This is a genomic window from Stenotrophomonas sp. AC248, from assembly GCF_979258185.1.
Genome location: NZ_OZ409840.1, coordinates 1,901,973 through 1,927,861, shown reverse-complemented (window position 1 = coordinate 1,927,861; position 25,889 = coordinate 1,901,973). Strand labels below are relative to the sequence as shown.

The window sequence follows — 25,889 nt, the reverse complement described above, 5'->3', positions numbered from 1 at the left end:
GGACGCGTCATGCCACGGCGCGTTCGTGGCGCGCGGCGTGCCATACCGCCGCACCCAGCATGCCCAGTTCGCCATGTTCCACCCGCCACACCGGCACCTGCGCCAGCACCCGGCCCATCACACCCTTGGCCAGGAACCGCGCCTGGAAGCCACCCGCGTGCAGGAAGTGCGCGATGCGCGGCGGAATGCCGCCCACCAGGTACACCGACCGCGCACCGAAGGTGATGGCCAGGTCGCCGGCCAGGCTGCCCAGCCACGCGCTGAAGACCTCCAGCGTTTCCACCGCCACCGGGTCGTCGCCCAGATGCGCGGCGGCGATCAGCTGTTCGGGGGTGTCCCACTGCGGTGCCACGCCGCGAAGGCCGCACAGGCAGGGGTACAGGTTCATCAGGCCGCTTCCGGACAGGATGCGCTCTTGGTCCACGTGCGCCCAGCGCTGCTGCATCTGCCGCAGGATCTCCAGTTCCAGTGCGGTGCCGGCCGTGAGCGCGGCATGGCCGGCTTCGCTGGCCAGTACGGGTTGGTGCCCGCCTTGGAAACGCAGGGCCGCGCCGAGCCCGGTGCCCGGGCCGAGCACCAGCGCCGGCCAACGCGATGCGGTGTCAGGCGCGCCATTGAGCGGCACCAGGGTATCGGCCTGCACATGCGGGATCGCGTAGGCGACCGCTTCGAAGTCGTTGATCAGCGCCAATGAGCGCAGGCCGGCCTGGGTGCGCGTGTCGGCCACCGACACCGGCCACGGCAGATTGGTGTTGACCAGGTGGTCGCCTTCCAGCAGCCCGGCGATCGCCACCACGGCGCTGTCCAGCGGCTGCCCGGCGCTGGCGATGAAATCGGCCAGGATCGCGGCCAGGCTGGCAAACGCGGCACAGCTGTAACGGCGCAGGCCGACAAGCTGCGGCGGCTGACCGGCACGCAGTTCGGCCACGGCCAGGCGCGCGAACGTGCCACCGACGTCGGCCACGAGCAGCGTTTCAACAGACGATTCCCGACCGGGCGTCAGCAAAGACACATCGGAGGGGGCCGGAGAATGCTCCGGAAACGGTACCGCAACGCTCACTCGCAGGCCTTGGCTGGGGTCGAATAACCCGGTGCGATTTTCGGCGATCGCACCGGGTTTGCAAAGCAGGTCGCGCCGTACAGCGGCGTATGCAGCCGCTGCGCCGTGCGCGGCAGGCGCCCCATCAGGGCTTGCCGACCTGCAGGCGGTAGCTGGTGCTGGCCGAGGCGGTGGGGCCATCGGCGTGCACTGCGCGCACTTCCACCTTGTGCTCGCCCGCCGTCAGGTTGGTGGGCAGCGCGCCGCGCCACAGGTGCGGCGACGGCGTGGCTTCGGGAGAGCGATCAAAACCGCGCAGGCGCTCGGCCTGGTCGTCGGCCACGTTCTCCACCAGCAGGCGCGGGTCGGGCTGTTCCACCCGCTTCATGGTCTGCCAGGCGCCAGTGTCCACGCGGTATTCCACCAGCGTATCGGCCTGGCCCATGAACACGTTGGCGTACACGCCCCATGCCGGATAGGCGTCCTTGCGCAGCACCTTGGGCGCGTGCAGGGCAATCTGGTAGTCATCCGGCGCGCGGGCCACGTAATAGCGCAGGCCGTAGTCGCCGCCGGGCTTGACCGACAACACCGCATAGCCGTTCGGCGTGCCATCGCTCATGGTGGCATCGGGGATCCCGTTGCTGTCCTTCACGCCCGACCAGAACGCGCCACAGGCGGCGCCCACGTTGTACTCATGCAACGGCTTGCTGCCCTGCCAGCCCTCGGCGGCGCCATGGTAGTAGTGCTGCTGGGTGTGGCTGTGGCCGCTGAGCACCAGAACGTTGGGGAACTCCTTGAGCAGCGCGAACAGGCGCGTGCGGTCGGCGTGGCGGAAGGTTTCGCGGCCGGGCGCGGCATCGAACAGCGGAATGTGCATGCCCAGCACCACCAGGCGATCGCGCGGCAGGCCCTTCAGGTAGTTGCCGAGGAAGGTGAACTGGTCCGGGCGCAGCCCGCCCACGTAGCTCGGCTTGGCGGCAGGGTCGTAGACCACGTCGTCGAGGAACACGAAACTGGCCCCGCCCTCTTCCACCGCGTAGGTATCGGGCCCGTACACCGCGCGCCAGCTGTCCAGCGAGTGGCGGTCATCGCCGGCGTCGAAATCCAGGTCATGGTTGCCCGGCACGTGGAACCACGGCACCTGCAGCAGCGCGGTGGCCTTGTTGATGGTCGGGTACAGGTCCAGGTCGTCGTTGACGATATCGCCGAGCGTGGTGCCCAGCCGTGCCGGATGCTTGCCGATGATGGGGTCGACGATGGCGCGCTGGTAATAGTCGATGTCCTGCCGGCTGGCGGTCTGCGAATCGGTGAAGACCAGCATCTCAAACCCGGCGCGGGCGGCGTCGCTGCCCTTGGCCGGTTCCAGCGCGAAGTCCCAGTTGCGCACGTTGCTGCCGGTGGCGCGGATACCGTCGTACTTCAGCCGCGGCGAGCCCTGCGGCGCGTAGTGGCGCCAGTACGACGGCAGCCCGTTGCTGGCGGCCGGGAAGCGGTACTCATCGGGCTTGATCACAAACACCGTCTGCCCGTCGCGCACCGGCAGGCTGTAGCTGCCGTCGGCGGCAGTGCGCACGATCACCTCGCCGTTGGACACCTGCACCCCGGCCATGCCCGGGTCGGTGGGCCCGCGCCCGGGCTTGCCGTCGCGTTCCTGATAGACCTTGCCGGTCACGGTCACCTCGGCGGCCAGGGCGGGTGCGGTAGTCAACAGCAGGCAAGCCAGCCAGGCAGCAGTGCGGGTCATCGGGACGGTCCGTTCGGGGTGGGTGATTGTAAAGCGGCACATCATCGCTTGTGCCGCGTTTCACCGACGTTAAACGCGATTCATACGCTCACCCTGCGTGGCGCGCCGCCAACACGGCCACCGCGTCGGCCAGCGACAAACCGCGCGCGCGCAGCAGCACGATCAGGTGGAACAGCAGGTCGGCTGACTCGCCCAGCAGCGCCGCATCGTCCTGGGCCACCCCGGCCAGCGCGGTTTCCACCCCCTCCTCGCCCACCTTCTGCGCGATGCGGCGGATCTCGCCGTCGAACAGCGTGGTGGTGTAACTGCCCGGGGGGCGCTGCTGCTCGCGCTGGCGCACGAACGCATCCAGGCGGCCCAGGAAGTTGCCCGGGGCCCGCTCGAAGCAGCTGTCGCTGCCGGTGTGGCAGGTCGGGCCCGCCGGGCGCGCACTCACCAACAACGTGTCGTTGTCGCAGTCCACGCGCACCGCCACCACCGCCAGCACGTTGCCCGACGACTCGCCCTTGGTCCACAGGCGCTGCTTGCTGCGGCTGTAGAAGGTCATGTGGCCGGTGGCCAGGGTCATTTCCAGCGATTCGGCGTTGGCATAGCCGAGCATCAGCACGGCCAGGCTGTCGGCATCCTGCACCACCACCGGCAGCAGGCCGTCGCCCTTGCTCCACGCCAGTCCGTCCAGCGCCTCGCGCGACGGCAGTACCTCAATAGACATCTCGAACCTCGATCTGCTGCTCGCGCAGGAACTGCTTGAGCGCGGGAATGGCGATGGCGCCACTGTGGAAAACGCTGGCGGCCAACGCACCATCGACATCGGCCTGGTCGAACACGTCGGCAAAGTGCTGCATCTCACCGGCTCCGCCGGAGGCGATCAGCGGCACCTGGCACAGCGCGCGTGCCTGGCGCAGCTGGGCCACGTCGTAGCCGCGGCGCACACCGTCGCTGTCCATGCAGTTCAGCACGATCTCGCCGGCACCGCGGCGCTGCGCCTCGACCAGCCAGTCCAGCGTGCGCACCGGCACGGCCTGGGTCTTGTCCGGGTCGCCGCTGAAGCGCCGTACCCGCCATTCCCCGTCGGCCTCGCGCACCGAATCGATGCCGACCACCACGCACTGCACGCCGAACGCATCGGCCAGTTCCTCGATCAGCGCCGGGCGCCCCAGTGCCGGGGAATTGACCGAAATCTTGTCGGCACCGGCATACAGCACCCGGCGCGCGGTCTCCACGTCGGAGATTCCGCCGGCCACGCAGAACGGAATGTCGATCAGGCGCGCGATGCGCTCGATCCAGCCCACGTCCACCGCACGGCCTTCGGGGCTGGCACCGATGTCGTAGAACACCAGCTCGTCGGCGCCCTGGTCGCGGTAGCGCAGCGCCAGCTCGGCGATGTCGCCCATGTCGACGTGGTCGCGGAAACGCACGCCCTTGACCACGCGGCCATCGCGCACGTCCAGGCAGGGAATCAGCCGGCGGCTCAGCATGCCAGCGCCTCCGGCAGGGTCATGCGGCCTTCCAGCAGCGCCTTGCCCAGGATCGCGCCGCCGCAGCCCACCGCCTTGGCCTCGGCCACGTCGGCCGCGCTGCGCACGCCACCGGACGCCTGCACCGCCACGCCCGGCAACAGGGTGGCCAGGTGCTGGTACAGGCCGATGTTGGGGCCGGACAGCATGCCGTCGCGGGCGATGTCGGTGCACAGCAGGTGGGTCATGCCGGCCTGCGCGTACCGCGTTGCCAGCACATCCAGGGTGTCTTCGGCGGTTTCGGTCCAGCCGTGCACCGGCAGCAGCCAGCGGCCGTCGTCGGCCTGGCGGGCATCCAGCGCGATGGTCAGCCGCTCCGGGCCGAACTCGCCCAGCCAGCCGATCACCGTCTCCGGCGCGCGTACCGACACCGAACCGACCACCACCCGGGTGGCGCCCGCATCAAGAATGCGCGCCACGTCGTCGCGCGAGCGCACGCCGCCGCCGGTCTGCACCTTCAAGCCGGTCTGCCGGGCAATCGCCGACAGCAGCGGGGCCAAGGTGTAACCGCCGGCCCGTGCGGCATCCAGGTCAACCAGGTGCATCCAGCTGGCGCCGGCATCGGCGAATGCCTGGGCGCGCGGCAACGGGTCGTCGCCATAGGTGGTCTGCTGCGCGTAGTCGCCCTGCAGCAGGCGCACGACGCGCCCTTCGCGGATGTCCAGGGCGGGATAGACGGTGAAACTCATGACGGTTCGTTCTCGATGAAGTTGCGCAGGATCCGGGCGCCGGTGGCGGCCGAACGCTCCGGATGGAACTGGGCGCCGCTGTGCAGGCCGCGCTGCACCACCGCGGCGAACAGGCCGCCGTGGTCGCAGGCCGCCACCGTGTGCTCGCCCAGCGGTGCCGCATAGCTGTGCACGAAGTAGGCGCTGGCACGTTCGGGCACGCCGTCCAGCAGCGCCGAGTCGCGCAGCGGCCGCAGGCGGTTCCAGCCCATGTGCGGCACGCGGATGCCGGTGGCCGGGTGCAGGTGGCGGACCACCCCCGGCATCAGCCCCAGGCATTCCACGTGCCCCTCTTCGGAGCCCTCGAACAACAGCTGCATGCCCAGGCAGATGCCCAGCAACGGCACCTGCAGCTCGCGCAGCGGCTGCACCAGGTCCTGCGCATGCAGGCGCGCCATGCCGTGCGGGGCCGCGCCCACGCCGGGCAGGATCACCCGCGACACGCCCTGCAGGCCCTTCGCGTCGCGTACCAGCCGCACCTGCACGCCCAGACGTTCCAGTGCATAGCGCACCGACCCCAGGTTGGCGCCGCCCGCATCGATCAGGGCAACCTCGGTCACAGCGCCCCCTTGGTGCTGGGCAGTGCGGTGCCCTGGCGCGGCAGCGCCTGGCGCAGGGCGCGGGCCAGTGCCTTGAAGCACGCCTCCACCTTGTGGTGGTCGTTGTCGCCGCGCACGCTCAGGTGCAGGTTGAGCCCGGCGGCGTCGCACAGCGAACGGAAGAAGTGCGGCACCAGCTCGGTGGGCATATCGCCCACGCGCTCGCGCTTGAACTCGCCTTCGAACACGAAATACGGCCGGCCGCTGAAATCCAGGGCGGCGCTGGCCAGGGTTTCATCCATCGGCAGGGTGAAGCCGTAGCGGCCGATGCCGCGCTTGTCGCCCAGCGCTTCACGCAGCGCCTGCCCCAGGGCCAGGCCGGTGTCTTCGATGGTGTGGTGTTCGTCGATGTGCAGGTCGCCCTCGGCCTGCACGCTCAACGCGAAACCGCCGTGCTTGCCGATCTGCTCCAGCATGTGGTCGAAGAACGGCAGACCGGTGTGGGTCTGTGGCTCGGCGGTGCGGTCCAGGTCGACCTCGACGCGGATCCTGGTCTCCTTGGTATTGCGCTGCACGGTGGCGCGGCGCGGTGCATCGGCCAGTTCGTGGGCGATGCCGTTCCAGTCCCACTGCCCGCCGAACTGTTCGGTGCGCAGCTGGAAGCCACGGATCTTCATGTTCTCGGCGAACTGGATGTCGGTGGGCCGGTCGCCGACCATGCCCGAGCGGGCCCAGTCGATGCTGCGGTCCTGCAGGTAGGGCAGCATCATGCCGATGCCCGGCTTGCGGGTGGGCGCGTTGTCGTGCGGCCAAGTGCCGTCGATCAACACGTCACGGAACACGATGCCCTGGCTGGCGAAGATCTGCAGCATCAGGTCGTTGGGGCCGTCGAAGCTGGCCTGCGGGTAGCCTTCGCTGCCCAGACCGTCCTGGTTGCTGACGATCACGAACTGGTAACCGGCATCGCGCAGCTTGAGCATCGCCGGGATCACATCGCGCACGAAGCGGATCTTTTCATAGGCATCGATCTGGAAATCGGCCGGCTCTTCGATCAGCGTGCCGTCGCGGTCCACGAACAGGATGGGCGTCATGCCGCGACCCTCCGCGCAGCCAGCGCACTGAGCACACGGTCGTTCTCCATGGTGCTGCCGATGGTGATGCGCAGGGCGTCGTGCAGCTGCGGCGCGGCGCGCTGGTCGCGCACCACCACACCGGCCGCCAACAGCGCATCGAAGGCCTGCTGCGCATCACTGAAGCGCACCAGCAGGTAATTGCCCTGCGAGGGGTAGACGCGCAGCACGCCCGGCAGCACGGCCAGTGCCTGCTGCAGGCGGCCGCGCTCGGTCTTGATGCGCTCCACGCGCGAGGCGGTGAGCTGCAGGTTGCTGTCGCTCAGGCCAGCGAGGGCCAGCTCGGCGCAGGGGCCGGGAATCGGGTACGGCGCCTGGCAGCGGCGCAGCAGCGCGATCAGCGCCGGCGCGGCAATGAGGCTGCCGATGCGCGCGGCGGCCAGCGCGTGCGCCTTGGACAGCGTGCGCAGCACGGCCACGTTGTCGTAACGTGGCAGCAGCGTAACCGCCGACGGCAGCGCGGCGTACTCGGCATAGGCCTCGTCCACCACCACCAGCGCCCTGCCCTGCAGCGCCGTGGCCACCCGTTCCACCTGCTCCAGCGTGATCGCGCTGCCAGCCGGGTTCGAGGGCGAACACAGGAACACCAGCTTGGCGTTGCCGGCCAGCGCGGTGGCGATCATCGCATCGATATCGGCGTTGAGCGCATTGCCGTCGTCGCGCAGCGGCACCTCCAGCAGCGGCGCGTTCTGCAGCCGCGCGCACACCGCGTACATGCCGAATACCGGCGGGGTCACCAGCACCGCATCGCGGCCGGGCTCGCACAGCGCGCGCACCAGCAGGTCGATCGCCTCATCGCTGCCACGGCCGATCAGCAGCTGCTCGGTCGCGCAGCCATACAGTTCAGCCAAGCGTGCACGCAGCGCAGCCGGCTGTGGATCCGGATAGCGCCGTGCCCGGCCTTCGCTGTCGGCCGGGTTGGCCCAGGCCGACTCATTGGCGTTGAGCCAGACATCGCCGACCAGCGCGCTGCTGCGCGCCGACGAATAGCCGGCGAAGGCCTGCAGGTCCGCACGGACCAGCGACATCACCGCGTCCGGCGCGCTCATGCGGCCACCTGCATGCGCAGTGCCACCGCATTTTCGTGCGCGTCCAGGCCTTCGGCACGGGCCAGCGTGCGCGCGCAGCCGCCGATCGCGGCAATGCCCTGCGCGGTGGCCGACTGCACGCTGATCAGGTTCTGGAAGCTGGCCACGCTCACCCCGCTGTAGGCGCGTGCGGCGCCCGCGGTGGGCAGCACATGGTTGGTGCCGCTGCAGTAATCGCCCAGCGCCTCAGGCGTGTAGTCGCCGAGGAAGACAGAGCCCGCCGCCTCGACCTGTTCCAGCCACGTGCGGGGTTCGCGCAGGGCCAGGATCAGGTGCTCGGGTGCATAGCGGTTGCTGATCTGGAAGGCCTGGGCCAGCGAATCCACCCGGATCAGCTTTGAGGCCTGCAGCGCCTGGGTGGCGATGGCCACGCGCGACAGACGCGCCAGCTGCGCCTGCACTTCGGCGTCGACCCGCGCCAGCAGGGCGTCGTCGTCGGTGAGCAGCAGCACCTGCGAATCGGGGCCGTGCTCGGCCTGGGACAACAGGTCGGCGGCGACGAACGCGGGATTGGCGCCGGCGTCGGCGATCACCAGCACTTCGGACGGGCCGGCCGGCATGTCGATCGCCGCCGCACCGTCCTGCGCCACCTGCTGCTTGGCTTCGGTAACGAAGCTGTTGCCGGGGCCGAACAGCTTGTCGCAGGCCGGCACGCTGTCGGTGCCATAGGCCATCGCCGCGATCGCCTGCGCGCCGCCCAGCTTGAACACGCGGTGCACGCCGGTCAGGCGCGCGGCCACCAGCACCGCCGGGTCGGCACTGCCGTCCTTGCGCGGCGGCGTGCACAGCACCACTTCGCGGCACCCGGCCAATTGCGCGGGCACGCCCAGCATCAACGCGGTGGACGGCAGCGGGGCGCTGCCGGCCGGCACGTACAGGCCCACCCGGCCAATCGGCCGCACCACGCGCTCGCAGCGCACGCCCGGCGCGGTGTCCACCGCATAGCCCTGGCTCATGCCGGCCTTGTGGAACACGCCGATGCGTGCGGCCGCTTCAACCATCGCCTGGCGCAGGTCGTCCGGAACGGCCTGTTCGGCCGCGGCGAATTCGGCTTCGCTGACTTCAAAGGATTCGGGGGCCACGCCATCGAAGCGCAGGCTGATCTCGCGCAGCGCAACGTCGCCGTCGGCGCGCACGGCAGCGATCAACCCGGCGACCGCATCCCGGGTCTGCGCGGCCACGGCCTGCACCGGGCGCTGCAGCGCCTGCGCCTGGGCGCTGGCGTCCAGGGTGGACCACTGCACTACATTCATCGAAAGACGGTTCATGCCAGCGAACGCTCCACGCTCAATACCATCAGGCCCTGGGCGCCTGCGCGCTCCAGATCTTCCAACCGCTGCCACGTCAAGGCGCCGTGGCACATGGTCTGCAGGCGCAGGTGGCCGCCGTCGTCGGGCAGCTGCACCAGCGGGTCGGCATCGGGCAGCAGCCGGGTCAGCTCGGACACACGGTCCAGCGCGGCGCGGAACATCAGCAGCTTGCTGTCCTGCACTTTGACCACGCCATCCAGCCGCCGCAGCAGCATCGCCATCAGCCCGGCGCGGGCGTCGTCAGGGGTCTTCACCGGGCCGGCCAGCACCGCTTCGCTTTCCAGCAGCGTTTCCACCGGCTTGAGCTGGTTGGCGGCCAGGGTGGCGCCGCTGGAGACCAGGTCGCAGATCAGGTCGGCGGTGCCCAGGCGCGGCGCGATTTCCACCGACCCGGACAGTTCCACCACCTGCGCATCCACGCCGCGCGCGGCCAGCCAGTCGGCCAGGATCGCCGGGTAGCTGGTGGCGATGCGCTTGCCGGCCAGCTGCTCAACGCCGGTCCATTCCCATTCGTCGGGCACCGCCAGCATCAACCGGCACTGCCCGAAATTCAGGCCGCGCAGCGCCTGGTAGGCGTCCGGCAGGCCGATCCGGCGGCGCGCGGCACCCTGCTCGTCCAGCTCGTTGCGGCCGACGATGCCGAAGTCGCAGACGCCATCGGCGATCAGCCCGGGGATGTCGTCGTCGCGGACCAGCAGCAGGTCGACCGGCAGCGATTCGCCGTAGCAGAACAGCTTGTCGCGGCTCTGCCGCCAGCTCAGCCCGCAGGCGGTGAGCAGGCTGCGCGCCGGCTCGGCCAGCCGCCCGTTCTTCTGGATGGCGATCCGCAGCCGGTCACGGGCCGGGGCGTTCTGGGTTGCACTCATGGGGGAGGCTCTCTTACTCGGATTCGGGGGGCGTAGGCGTGGCGGTGACGGCAATGGCGGCGGTATAGCCGCCGTGCCCATGCTCCAGCGAACGCGCGACGCGCCCGGTGGTGGTCACGCTGACGCCGGTCAGTTCGTGGATTTCGCGATACGGCACGCCCTGCTGCAGCAGCGGCACCACCTTCCAGCGGTCCGACAGCGCCTCCAGCTCGGCCGGGGTGCACAGGTCGCGCAGGAAGGCGGTGACCTGTTCGGGGCTGGACAGCGCGGCGAAGGCCGCAGCCAGGCAGGCCAGATCGGCCTGGGCGTCTTTTTCTCGGGGGGCGGGGCGTAGTTTCATCGTATCAATGTAATAGCGTGCTATTACATTAGCGCAAACGACAACGCTCGGTCAAACCGGGTTGATGTCCGGACCGGGTTGGTTCAGGGGGCGGGAACGAAAAACGCCCGCTGAGCGGGCGTTTGTTTTGGGTAGCGGGCGCTTTAGGGGCGTACCGACCAACGGTCGGTACCTACCGGCACGTTACCTCGGCGCGGAGGGCGCCGCTGCGCAGGCACTCGCCGAACAGGCTGCCCTGGCGGCTGGGGATGGACTGGATGACTTCCAGCTCCCCTGCCCCGTCCGGGCACTTCTGCCCGGCCAACCCGCGCAGGTCACGCTGCAACTGCTCCCGGTCGATCACGTGGCAGCGGTCGACCGTCAGCCGGTACTGGCCCGGACCGATCCGCTGGCTGTGCAGCGCAGGATCGGTCCGGCACGCGGTCAGCAGGAGCAGCAGCGTTGCCGCCGCCCCCAACCGCCTCACGGCATGACCTTGGCCTGCTCCAGTTCCACCTGCAGGGTGCTGGCCAGTTCCTCGCGCGAGACTTCGAACTGCTGCTCGCGCAGCAGGTCCTTCACCGCCACCACGCCGCGGGCCAGCTCATCGTCACCGGCCAGCACCACGAAGCGGATCCCGGCCTTGGCCGCGTACTGGAACTGCTTGCCGATCTTCTTCGGCTCCATCTGCACTTCGGCGTTGATGCCACCGGCGCGCAGGCGGCGGGCGATGTCCAGCGACTGCGGCAGGCTGGCGTCGTCCATCAATGCCACCAGCGCGTGCACGCTGCTGTCTTCGATTCCGGCGATCAGGCCCGCTTCGCGCAACTGCCAGAACAGGCGGGTCAGGCCGATGGAAATGCCCACGCCCGGCAGCTTGGACTTGCTGTAGTGGCTGGCCAGGTCTTCGTAACGGCCACCGGAGCAGATCGAGCCGATCTGCGGGTGGTCGGTCAGCGTGGTTTCGTACACGGTGCCGGTGTAGTAATCCAGGCCGCGCGCGATGGAGAAATTCAGGCAGTACGCGGTTTCCGGCACGCCCAGCGCCTTGACCAGCTCCAGCACTTCGCGCAGCTCGGCCACGCCCACCTTCAGCGTCTCGCTGGCGGCCGCATCGGCCAGCAGCGCGTCCAGCTGCGCCAACGCGTCGGCGTGGCTGCTGGAGCGGACTGCGACGAAGGCCAGGATGCGCTCGACCTGCTCGGCCGGGATCTCAAAGCCTTCGCCCACCAACGTCTCGCGCACGTAGTCGGGGCCGCGCTTGTCCAGCTTGTCCACTTCGCGCAGCACCGCCAGCTGGCGCTCGCCGTCGGCCACGCCCAGGCTTTCAAAGAAGCCGCGCAGCAGCTTGCGGTTGTTCAGCTGGATGCTGAAGGCGCCGATGCTGAGCTCGGCGAACACCGCATGAATCACCGCCAGGACTTCGGCGTCATAGCGCGTGCTCAGGGTGTCCTTGCCGATCACGTCGATGTCGCACTGGTAGAACTCGCGGAAGCGGCCACGCTGGGCACGTTCGCCGCGGTACACGCGCTGCATCTGGTAACGACGGAACGGGAACGTCAGGTCATGCTCGTGTTCGGCCACGTAGCGGGCCAGCGGCACGGTCAGGTCGAAGCGCAGGGCCAGCTCGGGCAGCGTTTTGTCGCCGGCCTCGGCAGCGTTGGCCAACGCGCCGGTGGACTGCACGAAGTACACCTGGCGCTCGGTTTCACCGCCGGACTTGGTCAGCAGCACGTCGGACAGCTCGAACACCGGGGTTTCCACCGGCAGGAACCCGAACCGCTCGTAGTTGCGGCGGATGACGTCCAGCATGCGCTGGAACGCGATCTGCTCGCGCGGCAGCAATTCCATGATGCCGGGCGGCGTACGGGGCTTGATCACTTGCGGGACTCCTGCGAATCGGGGGATGAGCGTGGTGCATATTCTAGCCGCAGCCAGCGCGCGGGGCTGCGCTGATCGCGCCGGTCCGGGCCGATGGCCGCATGAAGTATCATAAGCAGGCCCCGCTCCCTGGTTCGACATGACCCGGCCCCACTCCGGTACCGCCCTTTCCGCCGTTGAAGATCCCGCCAGCCCGGGCTGCTCGCCGCTGCGCGACTGCCTGCACTGCTCGGTACGTCATCTGGCCGTGTGCTCGGCGTTGTCGCCGGACGAAGTGCTGGCGCTGGAACGGGTGACCGTGTCGCAGCCGGTGGCGCTGGGCGCCACCCTGGCCCGCAGTGGCGAACCGCGCCTACATGTCTATACCTTGACCGCCGGCGCACTGCGCCTGGTGCGGACACTGCCCGACGGCCGCCGCCAGATCAGCGGTTTCGTGCTGCCGGGGGATTACCTGGGCCTGAGCGGCAACGACCATCACCGCTACGACATCGAGGCCATCGCCGACAGCCGCGTCTGCCGGGTGGCGCTGCCGCAGATGAAAGAGCTGCGCGCCCGCTTCCCGCACCTGGAGCGCAAGCTGCTGCAGCGCGCCTGCCAGGAACTGGACGCTGCGCAGGACGCGGCCATGTCGCTGGCCCGCCTGCAGCCGGCGGAAAAGCTCGCCGATTTCCTGCTGCGCCTGGCCGCCCGCGAAGCCCGCCTGGGCGGCAACGGCCTGCGCGTGACCTTGCCCATGGGCCGCGGCGATATCGCCGACCACCTTGGCCTGACCATGGAAACGGTGAGCCGCACGTTCACCAAGCTGCGCCAGCAGGGCCTGATCGCCCTGCCCCACCTGAACACCGTCGAGATCCTCGACGAAGCCGCCCTGCACACACTCTCCGGCGAGTAACCGGTAGAGCCGGGCTCTGCGCGGCTGGCGACAGCCGCCCATGACCCCGGAACGAACGGCAGCCGGGCAAAGCCCGGCGCTACGTAAGCAGCCACTCCGGCGAGTAACGCGTAGAGCCGGGCTCTGCCCGGCTGGCATCAAGCGTCATGACCCCGGAACGAACAGCAGCCGGGCAAAGCCCGGCGCTACGCGAGCAGGACTTCGCGCAACGCCGCGTACTCCGGCGCGCACGGCTGCGCGTGCGCCGGCCGCTGCAGCAGCGCCGACAGCGACGGCGGCACGTCCAGCGCCTGGCCGATCAACGGTTCCACCACCGATTCGAACTTGGCCGGGTGCGCCGTCGCCGCGACCGCCCAGTCGCCCGGCATGCCATCGGCACGCAACGCCTCCAGCACCGCCACCGCGGTGGCGGTATGCGGGCAGAACACTTCGCCGGCCTGCGTCCAGCGCCGCGCGATCAACGCACGGATCGCCGCATCATCCACCGCCTCCACGTGCAGGTCCGCGCGCAATGCCGCATCGTCATCGGCATACAGCCAGCGCAGCCGTTCGAAGTTGCTGGGCGCGCCCACGTCCATCGCATTGGCCAACGTCGCCACGCTGGTGGCCGGCTGGTACGCGCCGCCGTGGAAGAAGCGCGGCAACACGTCGTTGGCGTTGGTGGCCAGTGCGATCTGCCCCAGCGGCAGGCCCATCGCCCGGGCCAGCAGCGCGGCCATCGCGTTGCCCAGGTTGCCGGTGGGGACGACCAGGTTGAGCACGTTGCCGGTGCGGGCGTGGTGCTCAAGCGCGGCATGCGCGTAGTAACTCATCTGCGGCAACCAGCGCCCCAGGCTGATGCTGTTGGCCGAACTCAGCGGCACCCGCGCCTGCAGCTCGCGATCGCCCAAGGCCTGCTTCACCATCGCCTGGCAGTCATCGAACGAGCCAGCCACGCGCAACGTGTGGATGTTGTTGCCGAAGCACCCCAGTTGGTGCGCCTGGCGGGGCGACACGCGCCCATCGGGGTACAGCACCACCACGCGGATGCCCGGTTGGCCGTGGAAGGCCGCCGCCACTGCCGCGCCGGTATCACCGGAGGTGCGCCACCACGATCGTCAGCGGCTGCTCGCGGTCACGCTGCAACCGGGCCAGGCTGGCAGCCAGAAAGCGCGCGCCGAAATCCTTGAACGCCGCGGTGGGACCATGGAACAGCTCCAGCACATGGTCGCCGGGGGTGCTCAATGCGCGCAGCGGCGCGGGGAAATCAAAGGCATCGGCGCACAGCTGCGGCAGGTGCGGTGCCAGCGCATCGCCGTCGAAGTACGGTGCCAGCACCGCAGCAGCATCCAGCGCCAGCGAGCCCTGCGGCTGCCATGCCGATGCCTGCGGGCGCTGCGCGGGAACATACAGGCCGCCATCGGGGGCCAGCCCAGCGGCAATGGCCTGGCTGAGCGTGGCGGGCGGTGCGGTGTGACGGGTGGAAACGAAATTCATCGGTCATCCTGGAAGAAAGTTAAGAAGCACCACACTCACAGCAGGTGCGCGCCCGGCGCGTTCAAGGGCGAGACCCAGCCCTGGCTGTCGAACCCGGCATCGGCGAAGGCCTGCTGCACCGCCGCCTGCGCCGCCAGCGCGGCGTCGCGCCGCTCGAACCAGGCGAACACGCTCGGCCCGGCACCGGAAATGCTGGCGCCCATCGCACCGGCCGCCAGCGCCGTATCACGTGCGGCATGGAAGCCGCCAATCAGCCCCGCGCGGCGCGGCTCTACCAGCACGTCGCGCAGCCCGGCACGCACCAGCGACGCATCGGCGGTGAAGCAGCCGCTCAGCACCAGCGCGAGGTTGGCGCTCTGTTCAACGAACTCCCCCAGCGCGTAGCTGCCCTGCAGCGCCGCGCGTGCGCGGCGGGTTTCCAGCACGGCCTCCGGATGCACCAGCAGGCTGTGCCAGGCGTCCGGCACCGGAATCGGCACCAGCCGCTCGGCCGTGCTCAACACCAGCCCGCCCAGCAGCATCGGGCCCAGGTTATCGCCGTGCCGCCCGCCGCTGGCCACCGCCTCGCCCTCCAGCGCGAACGGATACAGCGCCTCGCGCGGCAGGGGCGCGTCCAGCAGCGCATTGGCCGCCACCAGCGCAGCCACGCAGGACGCCGCCGACCCGCCCATGCCCGACCCCAGCGCGATGCCCTTGTCGATCTCCACCTCGAATCCGAACGGCAAGGCCAGCGCCTTGCGCAGCGCGATCAACGCCGCACCCGCGGTGTTGTCCGGCGCGTGCAGTGGCAGCGCGAACGGCGTGCCGCGGATGGCGTTGATACGCACCTCCGGCGCCGCGATGCGGCGCACGGTCACCGTGTCGCCGACGCCGGCGATGGCATGCCCCAGGATGTCGAAACCCACCGCCGCGTTGCCCACCGACGCCGGCGAGAACGCGCGTGCCACGTTGTCATCACCACGACTCACAGGCGCGCTCCTTCGCCCACCGCCACCCGCAGCACATCGGCGAATACGCCAGCGGCGGTCACTTCGGGGCCCGCACCCGGGCCCTGCACCACCAGCGGGTTGTCGCAGTAGCGGCGCGTGGTGAACTGCACCACGTTGTCGGTCAGGCGCAGGTTCGCGAACGCGTGCCCGCCCGGCAGCTCCACCAGCCCTACCTGCGCACCGTCAGGCGACAGCCGCGCCACGTAACGCAACACCGCGCCCCGCGCGTGGGCCGCGGCCAGGCGCTCGGCGAAGACCGCATCCACCGCATCCAGCCCGGCCATGAACTCCTCCACCCCGGCCTGACGCAGCGCCTCGGGCACCAGGCTCTCCACCTGCACCTGCTCCAGGCTCAGATCGCGCCCGGCCTCGCGCGCCAGGATCACCAGCTTGCGCGCCACATCCACGCCCGACAGGTCATCGCGCGGGTCCGGCTCGGTGTAGCCCATGCCGCGGGCCTGCGCCACCAGCTGCGAGAACGGCACCTGGCCGTCGTACTTGTTGAACAGCCACGCCAGCGTGCCGGAGAAGATGCCGTCGATGGCCAGCACCTCGTCGCCGGTATCGACCAGGTCGCGCAACGTGGTGATCACCGGCAGGCCGGCCCCCACCGTGGCTTCGTAGCGGAAACGTGCACCGCTGGCGGCGGCCGCCTCGCGGATGGCCTGGTAGCGCGGCAATGGGCCGGCGCCGGCCTGTTTGTTCGGGGTCACCACGTGGATGCCGGCCGCCAGCCACCCGGCGTAGCGGTCGGCCACCTCGGCGCTGCCGCTGCAGTCGATCACCAGCGCATGCGGCAGGTGGGCCGACAGCAGGTGTTCGGTGAAGGCCTCCAGATCGGTGGCGTCGGACGATGCGGTCAGTGCGCTGCGCCAGTCGCCGTGCAGGCCGCGCTGATCAAGCACCATGCGGCTGCGCGAGGCCACCGCGCGCAGCCGCAGGTCGACGTTGGCACGCCCGAGCAGCTGCGACTGCGCTGCCTGCAGCTGGTCCAGCAGCGCCGCGCCGACGTTGCCCGGCCCGATCACGCCCACCGAGAAGGTCTGCGGTGACAGCCAGAAACCGGCATGGGCGGCGCGCAGTGCCTTGGTGGCGTGGCGGCTGTCGACGGCGACCGAGATGTTGCGCTCGGACGAACCCTGCGCGATCGCCAGGATGTTGACCTGCGCCCGCCCCAGCGATTCGAACAGGCGTGCGGCCACGCCCGGCTGCCCGGCCATGCCATCCCCCACCGCCGCCAGCACGCTGACGTTGTCGGTGAGCTGCACGCGCTGCACCTGGCCCAGGTTGAGTTCATGGGCGAAGGCCTGCAGCAGTGCATCACGCGCGCGCACTGCCTCGGCCTGCTTGACCACGCAGCAGATCGAATGCTCCGACGACCCCTGCGAGATCATCACCACCGACACGTGCGCGTTGCGTAGCGAGGCGAATACCCGCTCGGCCGTGCCCGGCACGCCGATCAGGCCGGTGCCCTCCAGGTTCAGCACGGCCAGGTCCGGGCTCAGCGTCAAGCCCTTGATCGGCCCGGCAACGGTCCGTTCGGCGGTGATGCGCGTGCCCGGGTGGAGGGGGTTGAAGGTATTGCGGATGATGATCGGCAGCCCGCGCTCGATCGCCGGCGACATCGTCTGCGGGTGTACCACCTTCGCGCCGAAGTACGCCAGCTCGCAGGCCTCGTCGTAGCTGAGTGCGTCCAGTTGCACGGCTTCCGGCACCACGCGCGGGTCGGCCGACAGCACGCCGTCGACATCGGTCCAGATGTGCAGTTCATCGGCATTGAACAGCGCCGCGAAGATCGCACCGGAATAGTCGCTGCCGTTGCGCCCCAGGGTGGTGATGCGGTCGCGGCGGTCGCGGGCCACGAAACCGGTGGCGACCACGCGCGGCGACGGATGCGCCTCACGCCAGCGCGCCAGGCGCTGTGCGCTCTGCACCCAGTCCACGTCCACCCCCAGCTCGCCGCGATCCACCACCAGCACATCCCGTGCGTCCAGCACCGCGCACGCTTCGCCCAGGCTCTGCAGGTACTGGCCCAGCAGCTGCGCCGAGTACACCTCGCCCAACCCCTGCACCCGGTCCACCACTTCGACCGGCAACTCGCCGATCACCGCCAGCGCGCCGAGAACCTCGGCAAGGTGCTCGAACCGGGCATCAAGCCACTCCACCATCTGGCCGGCGTGTTCGCCCAGCAATGCCACCGCGGCGCCGCGATGACGCGCACGCAGCGCGTGCCACGCGTCGCGCCAGTGCGGCGCATTGTCGGCGGCCAGGCCGGCCACCGCGATCAGCGCATCGGTGACGCCCTTCATGGCCGACACCACGGTGACCTGCACCGCTTCCTCGCGCGCCAGCAGCAGCTGGGCGACATGGCGGTAGCGCTCGGCATCGGCCACCGAAGTGCCGCCGAATTTATGCACGATGGTGGAGGTGGCAGCCCGCAGTTCGGGGGCAGCGGGTTCAGCGGCAGCAGGCAGGACGGCGACGGATGACATGAAGACCTCGATTCGAGGCCCCGCATCGGGTCAGGTTGAAGGCGCTCCCCCGCAACCTGTTCCGGGTGCGGGGCCGTTGTTTTCGGAAATTACGCGAAGACGACGGGCCGCACCAGGCGAGTGGTGACGGTGGTAATGGTGGTGGTACCGGTGGTCTGCGCAGGCACGCCTCGACCGGCCGCGAGGGCGGCGGTGCAGAGCTGGGCGGTGGCGGCGATAGAGACCATGGGCCAAGAAAACTACGCCGGCGGGGGGCTTGTCAAGTGTTGCAGTGCAAGATCGAGCGGGGCGCGATCAGCCTGCATCGTCGGCAAAAAGGTTGCGAATGAGACCATGCAGCCACAGCAACGCACTCAGCCCACATGTTCCGCAATTGCCCGCGGCGGCCGATGCGCGTGGGCGCACATGAGCACCCCGGATACCAGGCACGCGATCGCGACTGTTTCCATCGGGGTCGGCCAGCGCTGTTGCCAGGCGAAGCCATACAGCAGCGCGAACAGGGTCTCGAACACGATCATCTGGCCGGTCAGGGTGAGCGGCAGATTGCGGCTGGCGCGGTTCCAGCACGCGTTGCCCAGCACCGAGGCCACCACCGCCACCCCGGCGCTGATCAGCCAGAACCAGCCCCAGTCCACCGCGGCGTGGGATGCGCTCGGCAGCAGGAACGCACTGGGCACCAGCAACAGCGACAGCGCGCCGGTCGCCACGCCGGTCAACAGCGACCAGTCGTGGCCGGACAGGTCCGGTCGGCGTGCCAGCCAGCGGCTGTTGCCAATCGAATACACCGCCCACGAAAACAGCGCGCCCACCGCGCACAGCAGGCCCAGCAGGCGACGGCCGGTGGACCCCTGCGCGTGCTCGGCCTGCAGCGCCTCATAGCCCACCAACGCCACCCCGGCCAGGCACAGCAGCAGCGCGGGCGCCAGCTTGCGCAACGGCACGGCGCCCTTCTCGCGCACGCCCGCCAGCGTCACCACCACCGGAATCAGGCCGACGATCAGCGACGCCGCCGCGCCACCGGCCCACTGCACGGCATTGGCCAGCAACACGAAATACACCAGGTTGCCGGCCAGGCTCAGCCACAGCAGGCCGCGCCATTCGGCCATGCCGATGCGCGTGCGCAGGTCGCGCCAACGGGGGGCCAGCAGCACCACGGCGATCAGCCCGTAGACCAGATAGCGACCGGCCGACAGCTGCACCGCACCGAACTGGCTCAGCATCGCCGGCGCCAGGAACACCACGCCCCACAGCGCGCCCGCGGCAATGCCGTTGGCGATGCCCACTCCCATCGATCGATTCATCTGCACGCGTGCACCGCTACCCGAAACAAGGCGCCAGTGTAGGCATCGGCACAGCGGCGGTCTTGACCCAGGCTACTGCCGCTGCCGGCGCCGGTATTCGGCCGGGCTCATGCCCCATTCGCGGCGCAGTGCCCGGGTCAACGCACTCTGTTCGGAGTAGCCCGCGTGCTGGGCAATCTGCGCGATGGCCAGGTCGGTGCCGGCCAACTGGCCAGCGCGCCCAGCGCAGACGGCAGCTGCTCAACCAGGCCTGCGGGCTGAGGCCGAACGCGTGCCGGAACAACGCGTGCACTCGGCTGCCACTCACGCCTACCTCGGCCGCGATGCGCTCCACCGGCCAGGCCTGACCGGGCTGGCGTTCAATGCGCGCGCATACCGCTTGCAGGCGGGTGGCACTGCCAGCCAGCGAAAAGGCCTCCAGCAGCAGCGGCATCTCACGCGCCACTACCGCAGGGTCGATCTGGCCGGTGCCCGCCGCGCTGACACGGCGCGCCATCGCACGTACGGGCGCAGGCAATGCCAGCACCGGGTGCCGCGCCAGGCGCTCCACGGTGTCGTCATCCAGCAGCGCAGCCGGGCAATCCACGATCAGGAAGTGATCGTCCTGCAGCGCGCATTGCGCGTGCCCTGCCGACGGCGCCACGAAGGCGCCCTGCCACACGTCCAGGCGTGCGCCGCACCCCTCCAGTTCGAACGTCAGTTCGCCCTGCAGCGGCACCACCCATTGCGCGAAGTCATGCCGGTCCACGCTGGACGTGCGGCCGTAGCGACGCAGGTTGAAGGCAGCGGTGGACATGGCCGAAGACAGTACGGAACCCGGGGGAAGGAGGAGTCTGCGCGCCCCCTGTGCCCGGTGCAACAAGGGCCGCGCGGGCCGGTGCTATAGTCGGGACCGTCCAGTCAGCAAGGAGTGCATGCCGTGACGTCCCCTTCCATTCCGCCTGTGCGGCAGCGCCGCCGGTTTCCGGCCCTGCTTGCGATCCTGGCCGTGGGGCTTCCCCTGACCACTGCCCACGCCGAATCCTCTGCCCCAGTGTCCGCCGCGCGTACTGCGCCGGGCCCGCAGTGCATGGACGCCAAGGGCCTGCTGGAGATGAACCAGAGCAGCCCCGACAGCATCACCTTGCTCGACCGCCACCAGTCACCGTGGCGGCTGCGCTTCAATGCTGCCTGCCCGGGACTGCTCGCCGCCGAAGACCCGCGCGTTGCCGCTGTCGACAGTTGGGTCTGCGGCACCGGCGATGAGCGGGTCGTCGCCGGCGACACAACCTGCACCATCACCGCGGTGGACCGCATCAGCCGCCGCGAATTTGCACAGCAGGCAAAGCAGAGCGGCGTTGCGCGCCCGGTCACGCTGGGCGAGGTGAATGTCACCGAGCAGCGGCGCACCTTCCGCGGTTCACCGTCGTACTGCTTCAGCACCCGCCATGTGCGCAGCTGGAGCGACAGCCCGCAGGGCGTCACCGTGGAAACCAACCCCCGATACTCCGGTGGCCACCGCCGCTACATCATCGAAGTGGCGTCATCCTGCGAGCTGGTGCACTCGCCACAGGTGCGTTTCCATTCCGGTTTCAATACCGGCGTGATCTGTGGGCACCCGGGCGACCGGCTGGAAGTGATCCCCACGGTGGACCCCATCCTGGTCGCGATTTCCGAACGTGGGCCCCTGCCGGAACCGCCCATCAACCGTACCCTGTCCCGCTGCGCGATCCTCGCCGTCTACCCGGCCGCGTCGTGACCGCCCTGCTTCGGGTCACCCTGAGTGATCGGCCCCAGCTGTTGCCACAGGTCGCGGCCTGGTACTTCCAGCAGTGGGGGCACCACGTGCCCGGCCGGACGTTGGCCGACGAGTGCGAACGGCTGGAGGTGTTCCTGCAGCCCGACGCCCTGCCGATGCTGTTGATCGCGATGCAGGACGATCACCCTGTCGCGGCCGCACAGCTGAAGTTCCATGAACGTGCGGAACGCCCGGAACGTCTTCACTGGCTGGGGGGCGTCTACGTGGATGCCGCGCAACGCGGCAAGGGCATCGCCGAGGCCCTGATCAACGACCTGATGGCGCGCGCCGCCAGCGAAGGCGTGCGCGAGGTCTATCTGCAGACCGAAGCCGATGATGGCGGCCTGTACCGCCGGCTCGGCTGGATGCCGCTGGAATCGATCGTGCATGCCGGCGGGTTTCCGGTGCGCATCATGGTCCGGCGGCTCGCGCCGCCGTGATCAGCGCACGCGAAGCGGCTGCGGGGCCGGGCGATCGGCCAGCGACCCCAGCGTGAAGGTGTAACCGGCCTCTTCCAACAGCTTGCGCATGCGCAGCTCGGCGCGCTTCGGATACGCCAGCGACAACGGCGCATGCAGCGCATAGGACGTGGACTTGCCCGGCATCGTGTCGCGGGTCACCGACGACTGGTTCGTTTCGCAGGCATTGGACCACAGGTCCGACAGCACCTTCGGTCCGATGGATTGATTGTTGCCAAGCCGAAGCGTCAGCCAACGCATGTGTTCCATAACAGATCCAGTCAGCCCTTTCGATCGAGTATGCACCAAATCCCCACCCCCCGTACGGCGGCGTTCGGCCGCCAGACGCAGACAGCCCCGGGCGTACCGGGGCTGTCTGCGCGGTGCACTGCGCGTGTTCATGCGGCGCCGATCAAGGCGCCGCGATGCCCTGCGGTCAGTGCTTCATTGCATGCTTGCGGTCGCGCATGACCGCATGGCATTCCTGCACCTGCGGCAGCAGCCGCTGCACTTCCTGGCGCGCGGCCGGGGTGGTGTCGCTGTCGGTGAGGGTGTCCTTGAACGCCTTCAGCAGGCGATCCTCGGATTCCTCCAGTTCAGCCACATAACCGTACTGCGTGTCGCCCAAGGTGGCGCGGACCTTGCCGTAGAACTGCTGCATCGACCCCACCACCGTGCCGTGGTCGGCCGGCTTGCCACCGGCGGCCACCACCGTGGCGCTGAGCGAGCGGACCAGTTCGTCCTTCACCCCGGCGATGCGGGTGAACAGCGCAGACAGTTCTGCGTCCTTCACCTTGCCGGCCGCCTCGGTGTAGAAATCCTTGCCGTCGCGGGCGATTTCGATCAGGTCATTCAAGGTGTGCGTGGTCTTGGTTTCGGTAGTCACTGCGATCTGCTCCTGAAGTTTCGGGCTTGCCCGTGCTTGGGTGGATCCACTTTTCCGCATCGCCAATGAAGTCGGCGTGACACTGAAAACAAGCGGTTCAGTGACGTATCGACGGCGCGTTGCGATTGTTTCCATCGCGTGTTCGCCATGCGATTGCGTCTTCACGACACGTCGCGACGTTGCTTCACGCGCGCCAGCACCTGCCCGGCTACCGCGGTGCCCAGCACCAGGCTGTTGGTGACCACGAACACCCAGGACTGCAACGCAATGCTGTACAGAATGAACAGCACTGAGGCACTGATCTGCCCGACGAACAACCAGGTGGACACCGCCTCGCTGTCGGGCGCGTGCCACTGTTTCCAGATCTGACGCCACAGCGTCGCCACCAGGATGCCGGTCGCCGCCCAGCCGAGCAGATCCACCGCTGCCATCAGCACGCAGCCGCTGGTTTGGTCGCGCTGCCAGCGAGCACTGCTTCGGGCGGATCCGCGTTGCCGCACAGCTGTGCTTCCAGCCGCCGCAGGAAGTCGCTGAATCCGTTCACCGCCCGCGCATGACGGCGGGCGCTGGTTACCACCTGTGGCGTGGCAAGGCGGGCCACGCGCGCGCCACTGGCCTGGATGGCCGCAATGAGGGCGACGTCTTCGCCGGTCACCAGGGGAAGAAATCCGCCGCTGTCGCGGTAGGCGCTGGCACTGAAGCCCATGTTCGCCCCGTGCACGTGCAGGTGGCCGTCCCGTGCCTGCTCGCTGGCCCCGAAGGCTCGCTGCACGGTCGGCGCATAGTCCTGCCAATCGTCCACAGTCACCACCCCGCAGAAAGCGCTGGCACCGCACTGCACCTGTTTCACCAGCCAATCGGCCGGCACGCGACTGTCGGCGTCGGTGCAGCCGATCCATCGCGCGCCCTGTGCCAGGGCGTGATCGCTGGCCACTGCACGCGCCACCCCCACACAGCCCGCCTCGACCCGTACGACCTGTACCCCGAAACGTCGGCATATCGCCGCCGTGGCGTCACTGCAGCGGTCCAGGGCCACGATGATCCGCACGTCTTCGCCGGCCAGGGCGCGATGCTGCGCGGCCGCCTGCAACGCCTGCAGGCAGGGACCGATCAGCCGCTCCTCGTTGTGCGCCGGTACGATCGCCGCGATCATCGCAGCCCCTCGTGCTCGGCAACCGAGCGGGTGTCGCGCGACCAGCCCTGCAGCAGCATGTCCGCATCGCACCAGGAGAACGCCCGCGGCAGCAACGCGTCCAACTGGGCATGCACGAACGCGGCCGAGCACCTGGCCTGTGCAAAGTCCGGCCGCCAGTGGCAGGCAATCAGCACCCCCTGCGCGTCCAGCGACGTGGCCAGCCGTGCCGCCATCGCCTGCATTGTGGGCGGGTCCAGGTAATAGCCCAGCTCGCTGAACACGATCAGGTCGAACGTGCCATCGGGCCACTGACGCGGGTGCTCGGCACGCTCGACCTGCACATGTGACTGTGCGGCCAAGGAAACGCGCGCCGCGCTCACCGCCTCTTCGCTCAGGTCGGTGGCCAGCAACTGCGCGCAGCGCGGCGCGAGTGCGGCGGTGAGCACCCCGTTGGAGCACCCCAGCTCCCAGCCGCGCAGGTAGTGGGCCCGTGGCAGGCTGGCCAGGGTCAGGGCACGCTTGCGCGCCTCGTACCAGCGGGTGCGGTACGCGAACGGGTCGTCCTGCTGGTAGAGCGCGTCGAAGTAGGCGGTCGTGTTCATCCAATCAACACCTCGTAGTCACGCTCGAAACGCTGCACCACCGTGGGTGGCAGGATGGGGTCGCAGTCCAGCCCGTCCACCGCGCCAAGCTGGGTCGAAAACTGGGTGATGGCCGCGCGCTTGCGCTGCATCAGCTGGGCGCTCAGCGGGACGCGCGTCGCGGACGCCCAGGCATGCGATACGTCGTGCGGATCCAGCCAATGCCAGCCCCACACCGGGAATTCGCGCAGCGTGCAGCCACGTGATGCGGCCGCGAGCGCGCAGGCGCGGCCCACTGCCTCGTGGTCGGGATGTGCATCGAGGCGCCACGGCCCCAGCACCAGATCATCGGCGCGCAGCAACGCCAGCAGGCGCGCCGCCAGCGCTGCTTCGCTACCGGCTACGGCACCGTCATCCATGTGGAACGCGTGATGGACACCATCGGCCAGGCCGAGGCAGTCCAATGCACGCGCGAGTTCCTGCTGGCGCGTGCTACGCAGCCGGCGCGGTGGCCACGCCGACTGACCGGGATAGCAGGCCTCACCATCGGTAACCGACATGACCACCACCGGCAGCCCAAGCGCCTGGGTAGCGGCCATCAGTCCGCCGCAGGCGAGCACTTCGTCGTCCGGGTGCGGCGACACCACTACCAGCCGTGCATGGCCCGCAAGCAACGTGGCGGCATCGCCCACCGGCAGCGCATCCAGCCACGCGCACGCCTGCCACTGTGCCTCGCTGACGCCGTCGCCGGCAATGTGGCGCGTTACAACGTCCATGCCCGCCCCTCGCGATGGCAGTCCATGCCCAGCTGCTGCCAGTCGCGGTCGGCGTGGCTCTGGCGGATGAACACGGTCAGGTCGCTCCAGCGCCGCGCGTGCTCCGGGTCCATGCACATGGGCCCCGGCCCAAGCGCCCGCGCGACCAGATCCAGGGTCTGCACGCAAGCGCGCTCCACCACGCTGCGCACCCTCACCACTTCGGTCATGTGGGCGTGTGTGGGGGCGGCGTCGATCAAGTCCGCCAGCTCACGCAGCAGCGCCGCGCACGCGGACAGGCTCATGTCGACCTGGCCCAGCAGCCCGGCTGCCACGCCCGGTTCACCCGCCTTGGGCGAGCACCGCAGCGGCGCGGCCAATGCCGTTGCCGCCCCGAACCAGCACGCGGCGATACCCGCGCCGCCATGCCAGAAACCGGGGCGTTGCAGGTAGGCGTCGGCCGCCCCGATCTCCACGGCCGGCACCCGCTCGAAATGCGCGGTAGCGCTGGGGATGCGCTCCATGCCGGTGGCCTGCCAGGCTTGGGTGTCGCACTTCAGGCGCGCCTGTCGCAGGTCCGCACGCAACAGCCGGCAGTGCCCGTCCACCCGCACCGTCACCAGCGCCGCGCCCACCCAATCGGCACCCGAGCACCACGGTTTGGCGCCACTCAGCGTTCTGCTGCCGGCATCGAAGGCCAGCGTCGCCGCCGGTCCTTCGGCGGCCCATACCGCCGCCAGTTCCCCGGTAGCCAGCGGCGGGGCGTCAAGTTCATGCAGAATCGCCGCGGCGTCATAGTGCGCCTCCAGCAGCTTGGCCAGGCATAGATCCTGCGCCCCGATCTGCGCCAACAGCCGCCAGCGCCCCAGCGTGTCGCCCGCCCCCGGCAGCGGCAGCGCGGGATGGCGGGCCAGCCATGCCTGCGCGTGCTGCACCAAGGCAGGCGTTTCCGTACGCGGCGTGGCGATGTTGCTCACCGTACCCAT

The 25,889-nt window shown here is 69.5% G+C and carries 27 protein-coding genes and 1 pseudogene; 3 read left to right on the top strand and 25 right to left on the bottom strand.

What is annotated here, in order from left to right; translation table 11 throughout:
- Positions 1 to 7: 7 nt before the first annotated feature.
- The 13 genes from ACZ0AE_RS08900 to hisS form a co-directional block, all read right to left on the bottom strand.
- Positions 8 to 1,012, bottom strand: coding sequence for a glucokinase (locus tag ACZ0AE_RS08900; RefSeq protein WP_051598834.1), 1,005 nt, complete (start codon positions 1,010 to 1,012; stop codon positions 8 to 10).
- A gap of 172 nt (positions 1,013 to 1,184) precedes the next feature.
- Positions 1,185 to 2,783 carry a calcineurin-like phosphoesterase C-terminal domain-containing protein gene (locus ACZ0AE_RS08895; protein ID WP_463600869.1) on the bottom strand — a complete coding sequence of 533 codons (1,599 nt, stop codon included), beginning with the start codon at positions 2,781 to 2,783 and terminating at the stop codon, positions 1,185 to 1,187.
- Positions 2,784 to 2,871: 88 nt separating this feature from the next.
- Positions 2,872 to 3,495, bottom strand: a complete 624-nt coding sequence (gene hisIE / locus ACZ0AE_RS08890; RefSeq protein WP_038688641.1) for a bifunctional phosphoribosyl-AMP cyclohydrolase/phosphoribosyl-ATP diphosphatase HisIE — start codon at positions 3,493 to 3,495, stop codon at positions 2,872 to 2,874.
- Complete coding sequence (gene hisF, locus ACZ0AE_RS08885) at positions 3,485 to 4,261, bottom strand: imidazole glycerol phosphate synthase subunit HisF (RefSeq protein ID WP_038688643.1); 777 nt, start codon at positions 4,259 to 4,261, stop codon at positions 3,485 to 3,487. The genes hisIE and hisF overlap by 11 nt, the downstream gene beginning before the upstream one ends.
- Positions 4,255 to 4,989, bottom strand: coding sequence for a 1-(5-phosphoribosyl)-5-[(5-phosphoribosylamino)methylideneamino]imidazole-4-carboxamide isomerase (gene hisA, locus ACZ0AE_RS08880; RefSeq protein ID WP_038688645.1), 735 nt, complete (start codon positions 4,987 to 4,989; stop codon positions 4,255 to 4,257). The genes hisF and hisA overlap by 7 nt, the downstream gene beginning before the upstream one ends.
- The gene (gene hisH / locus ACZ0AE_RS08875) at positions 4,986 to 5,588 is read right to left on the bottom strand and encodes an imidazole glycerol phosphate synthase subunit HisH (protein ID WP_463600868.1); all 603 of its coding nucleotides are present in this window, start codon (positions 5,586 to 5,588) and stop codon (positions 4,986 to 4,988) included. Before hisH ends, hisA begins: the two co-directional genes overlap by 4 nt.
- Positions 5,585 to 6,658 carry a bifunctional histidinol-phosphatase/imidazoleglycerol-phosphate dehydratase HisB gene (gene hisB, locus ACZ0AE_RS08870; RefSeq protein ID WP_137189355.1) on the bottom strand — a complete coding sequence of 358 codons (1,074 nt, stop codon included), beginning with the start codon at positions 6,656 to 6,658 and terminating at the stop codon, positions 5,585 to 5,587. The genes hisH and hisB overlap by 4 nt, the downstream gene beginning before the upstream one ends.
- The gene (hisC, locus tag ACZ0AE_RS08865; protein WP_463600867.1) at positions 6,655 to 7,746 is read right to left on the bottom strand and encodes a histidinol-phosphate transaminase; all 1,092 of its coding nucleotides are present in this window, start codon (positions 7,744 to 7,746) and stop codon (positions 6,655 to 6,657) included. The genes hisB and hisC overlap by 4 nt, the downstream gene beginning before the upstream one ends.
- Positions 7,743 to 9,038 (bottom strand): histidinol dehydrogenase, encoded by a 1,296-nt coding sequence (hisD, locus tag ACZ0AE_RS08860; RefSeq protein ID WP_463602081.1) that lies wholly within the window; start codon positions 9,036 to 9,038, stop codon positions 7,743 to 7,745. Before hisD ends, hisC begins: the two co-directional genes overlap by 4 nt.
- Positions 9,039 to 9,049: 11 nt before the next feature.
- Positions 9,050 to 9,961 (bottom strand): ATP phosphoribosyltransferase, encoded by a 912-nt coding sequence (hisG, locus tag ACZ0AE_RS08855; RefSeq protein WP_038688653.1) that lies wholly within the window; start codon positions 9,959 to 9,961, stop codon positions 9,050 to 9,052.
- A 13-nt stretch (positions 9,962 to 9,974) separates the two neighbouring features.
- On the bottom strand, positions 9,975 to 10,301 hold the full coding sequence (locus ACZ0AE_RS08850; RefSeq protein WP_463600866.1) for a YerC/YecD family TrpR-related protein: 327 nt from the start codon (positions 10,299 to 10,301) through the stop codon (positions 9,975 to 9,977).
- A 172-nt stretch (positions 10,302 to 10,473) separates the two neighbouring features.
- On the bottom strand, positions 10,474 to 10,767 hold the full coding sequence (locus ACZ0AE_RS08845) for a hypothetical protein (protein WP_463600865.1): 294 nt from the start codon (positions 10,765 to 10,767) through the stop codon (positions 10,474 to 10,476).
- Positions 10,764 to 12,161: a histidine--tRNA ligase gene (gene hisS / locus ACZ0AE_RS08840; protein ID WP_447593335.1), complete on the bottom strand. Its 1,398-nt coding sequence runs from the start codon at positions 12,159 to 12,161 to the stop codon at positions 10,764 to 10,766. Before hisS ends, ACZ0AE_RS08845 begins: the two co-directional genes overlap by 4 nt.
- Before the next feature lie 139 nt (positions 12,162 to 12,300).
- Here hisS and ACZ0AE_RS08835 point away from each other — a divergent pair, with 139 nt between their 5' ends.
- Positions 12,301 to 13,053 (top strand): Crp/Fnr family transcriptional regulator, encoded by a 753-nt coding sequence (locus tag ACZ0AE_RS08835; protein ID WP_038688658.1) that lies wholly within the window; start codon positions 12,301 to 12,303, stop codon positions 13,051 to 13,053.
- A 185-nt stretch (positions 13,054 to 13,238) separates the two neighbouring features.
- Here the strand turns inward: ACZ0AE_RS08835 and thrC are convergent.
- The 5 genes and pseudogenes from thrC to ACZ0AE_RS08810 form a co-directional block, all read right to left on the bottom strand.
- A pseudogene (gene thrC, locus ACZ0AE_RS08830) lies at positions 13,239 to 14,529 on the bottom strand (threonine synthase).
- 35 nt (positions 14,530 to 14,564) lie between these two features.
- The gene (locus ACZ0AE_RS08825) at positions 14,565 to 15,497 is read right to left on the bottom strand and encodes a homoserine kinase (RefSeq protein WP_463600864.1); all 933 of its coding nucleotides are present in this window, start codon (positions 15,495 to 15,497) and stop codon (positions 14,565 to 14,567) included.
- Positions 15,494 to 18,010: a bifunctional aspartate kinase/homoserine dehydrogenase I gene (gene thrA, locus ACZ0AE_RS08820; protein WP_463600863.1), complete on the bottom strand. Its 2,517-nt coding sequence runs from the start codon at positions 18,008 to 18,010 to the stop codon at positions 15,494 to 15,496. The genes ACZ0AE_RS08825 and thrA overlap by 4 nt, the downstream gene beginning before the upstream one ends.
- A gap of 353 nt (positions 18,011 to 18,363) precedes the next feature.
- Complete coding sequence (locus ACZ0AE_RS08815; RefSeq protein ID WP_038688664.1) at positions 18,364 to 19,311, bottom strand: DMT family transporter; 948 nt, start codon at positions 19,309 to 19,311, stop codon at positions 18,364 to 18,366.
- 16 nt (positions 19,312 to 19,327) lie between these two features.
- Complete coding sequence (locus ACZ0AE_RS08810) at positions 19,328 to 20,107, bottom strand: AraC family transcriptional regulator (protein ID WP_463600862.1); 780 nt, start codon at positions 20,105 to 20,107, stop codon at positions 19,328 to 19,330.
- Positions 20,108 to 20,230: 123 nt separating this feature from the next.
- Between ACZ0AE_RS08810 and ACZ0AE_RS08805 the strand changes: the two genes are divergently transcribed.
- The gene (locus ACZ0AE_RS08805; protein ID WP_463600861.1) at positions 20,231 to 21,049 is read left to right on the top strand and encodes a DUF6491 family protein; all 819 of its coding nucleotides are present in this window, start codon (positions 20,231 to 20,233) and stop codon (positions 21,047 to 21,049) included.
- Positions 21,046 to 21,528 carry a GNAT family N-acetyltransferase gene (locus ACZ0AE_RS08800; protein WP_463600860.1) on the top strand — a complete coding sequence of 161 codons (483 nt, stop codon included), beginning with the start codon at positions 21,046 to 21,048 and terminating at the stop codon, positions 21,526 to 21,528. Before ACZ0AE_RS08805 ends, ACZ0AE_RS08800 begins: the two co-directional genes overlap by 4 nt.
- Here ACZ0AE_RS08800 and ACZ0AE_RS08795 read toward each other — a convergent pair whose 3' ends face one another.
- The 7 genes from ACZ0AE_RS08795 to ACZ0AE_RS08765 form a co-directional block, all read right to left on the bottom strand.
- A complete protein-coding gene (locus ACZ0AE_RS08795; protein ID WP_038688668.1) occupies positions 21,529 to 21,816 on the bottom strand; it encodes a hypothetical protein in 288 nt (95 codons plus the stop codon).
- A 166-nt stretch (positions 21,817 to 21,982) separates the two neighbouring features.
- On the bottom strand, positions 21,983 to 22,432 hold the full coding sequence (locus ACZ0AE_RS08790; protein WP_137189345.1) for a PA2169 family four-helix-bundle protein: 450 nt from the start codon (positions 22,430 to 22,432) through the stop codon (positions 21,983 to 21,985).
- Positions 22,433 to 22,593: 161 nt separating this feature from the next.
- Positions 22,594 to 22,863: a hypothetical protein gene (locus ACZ0AE_RS08785; protein ID WP_463600859.1), complete on the bottom strand. Its 270-nt coding sequence runs from the start codon at positions 22,861 to 22,863 to the stop codon at positions 22,594 to 22,596.
- Complete coding sequence (locus ACZ0AE_RS08780) at positions 22,863 to 23,585, bottom strand: glycosyltransferase family 2 protein (protein ID WP_038688671.1); 723 nt, start codon at positions 23,583 to 23,585, stop codon at positions 22,863 to 22,865. Before ACZ0AE_RS08780 ends, ACZ0AE_RS08785 begins: the two co-directional genes overlap by 1 nt.
- Positions 23,582 to 24,169, bottom strand: coding sequence for a class I SAM-dependent DNA methyltransferase (locus ACZ0AE_RS08775; protein ID WP_038688673.1), 588 nt, complete (start codon positions 24,167 to 24,169; stop codon positions 23,582 to 23,584). The genes ACZ0AE_RS08780 and ACZ0AE_RS08775 overlap by 4 nt, the downstream gene beginning before the upstream one ends.
- A complete protein-coding gene (locus tag ACZ0AE_RS08770; RefSeq protein WP_463600858.1) occupies positions 24,166 to 24,924 on the bottom strand; it encodes a PIG-L deacetylase family protein in 759 nt (252 codons plus the stop codon). The genes ACZ0AE_RS08775 and ACZ0AE_RS08770 overlap by 4 nt, the downstream gene beginning before the upstream one ends.
- Complete coding sequence (locus tag ACZ0AE_RS08765) at positions 24,912 to 25,889, bottom strand: acyl-CoA dehydrogenase (RefSeq protein WP_463600857.1); 978 nt, start codon at positions 25,887 to 25,889, stop codon at positions 24,912 to 24,914. The genes ACZ0AE_RS08770 and ACZ0AE_RS08765 overlap by 13 nt, the downstream gene beginning before the upstream one ends.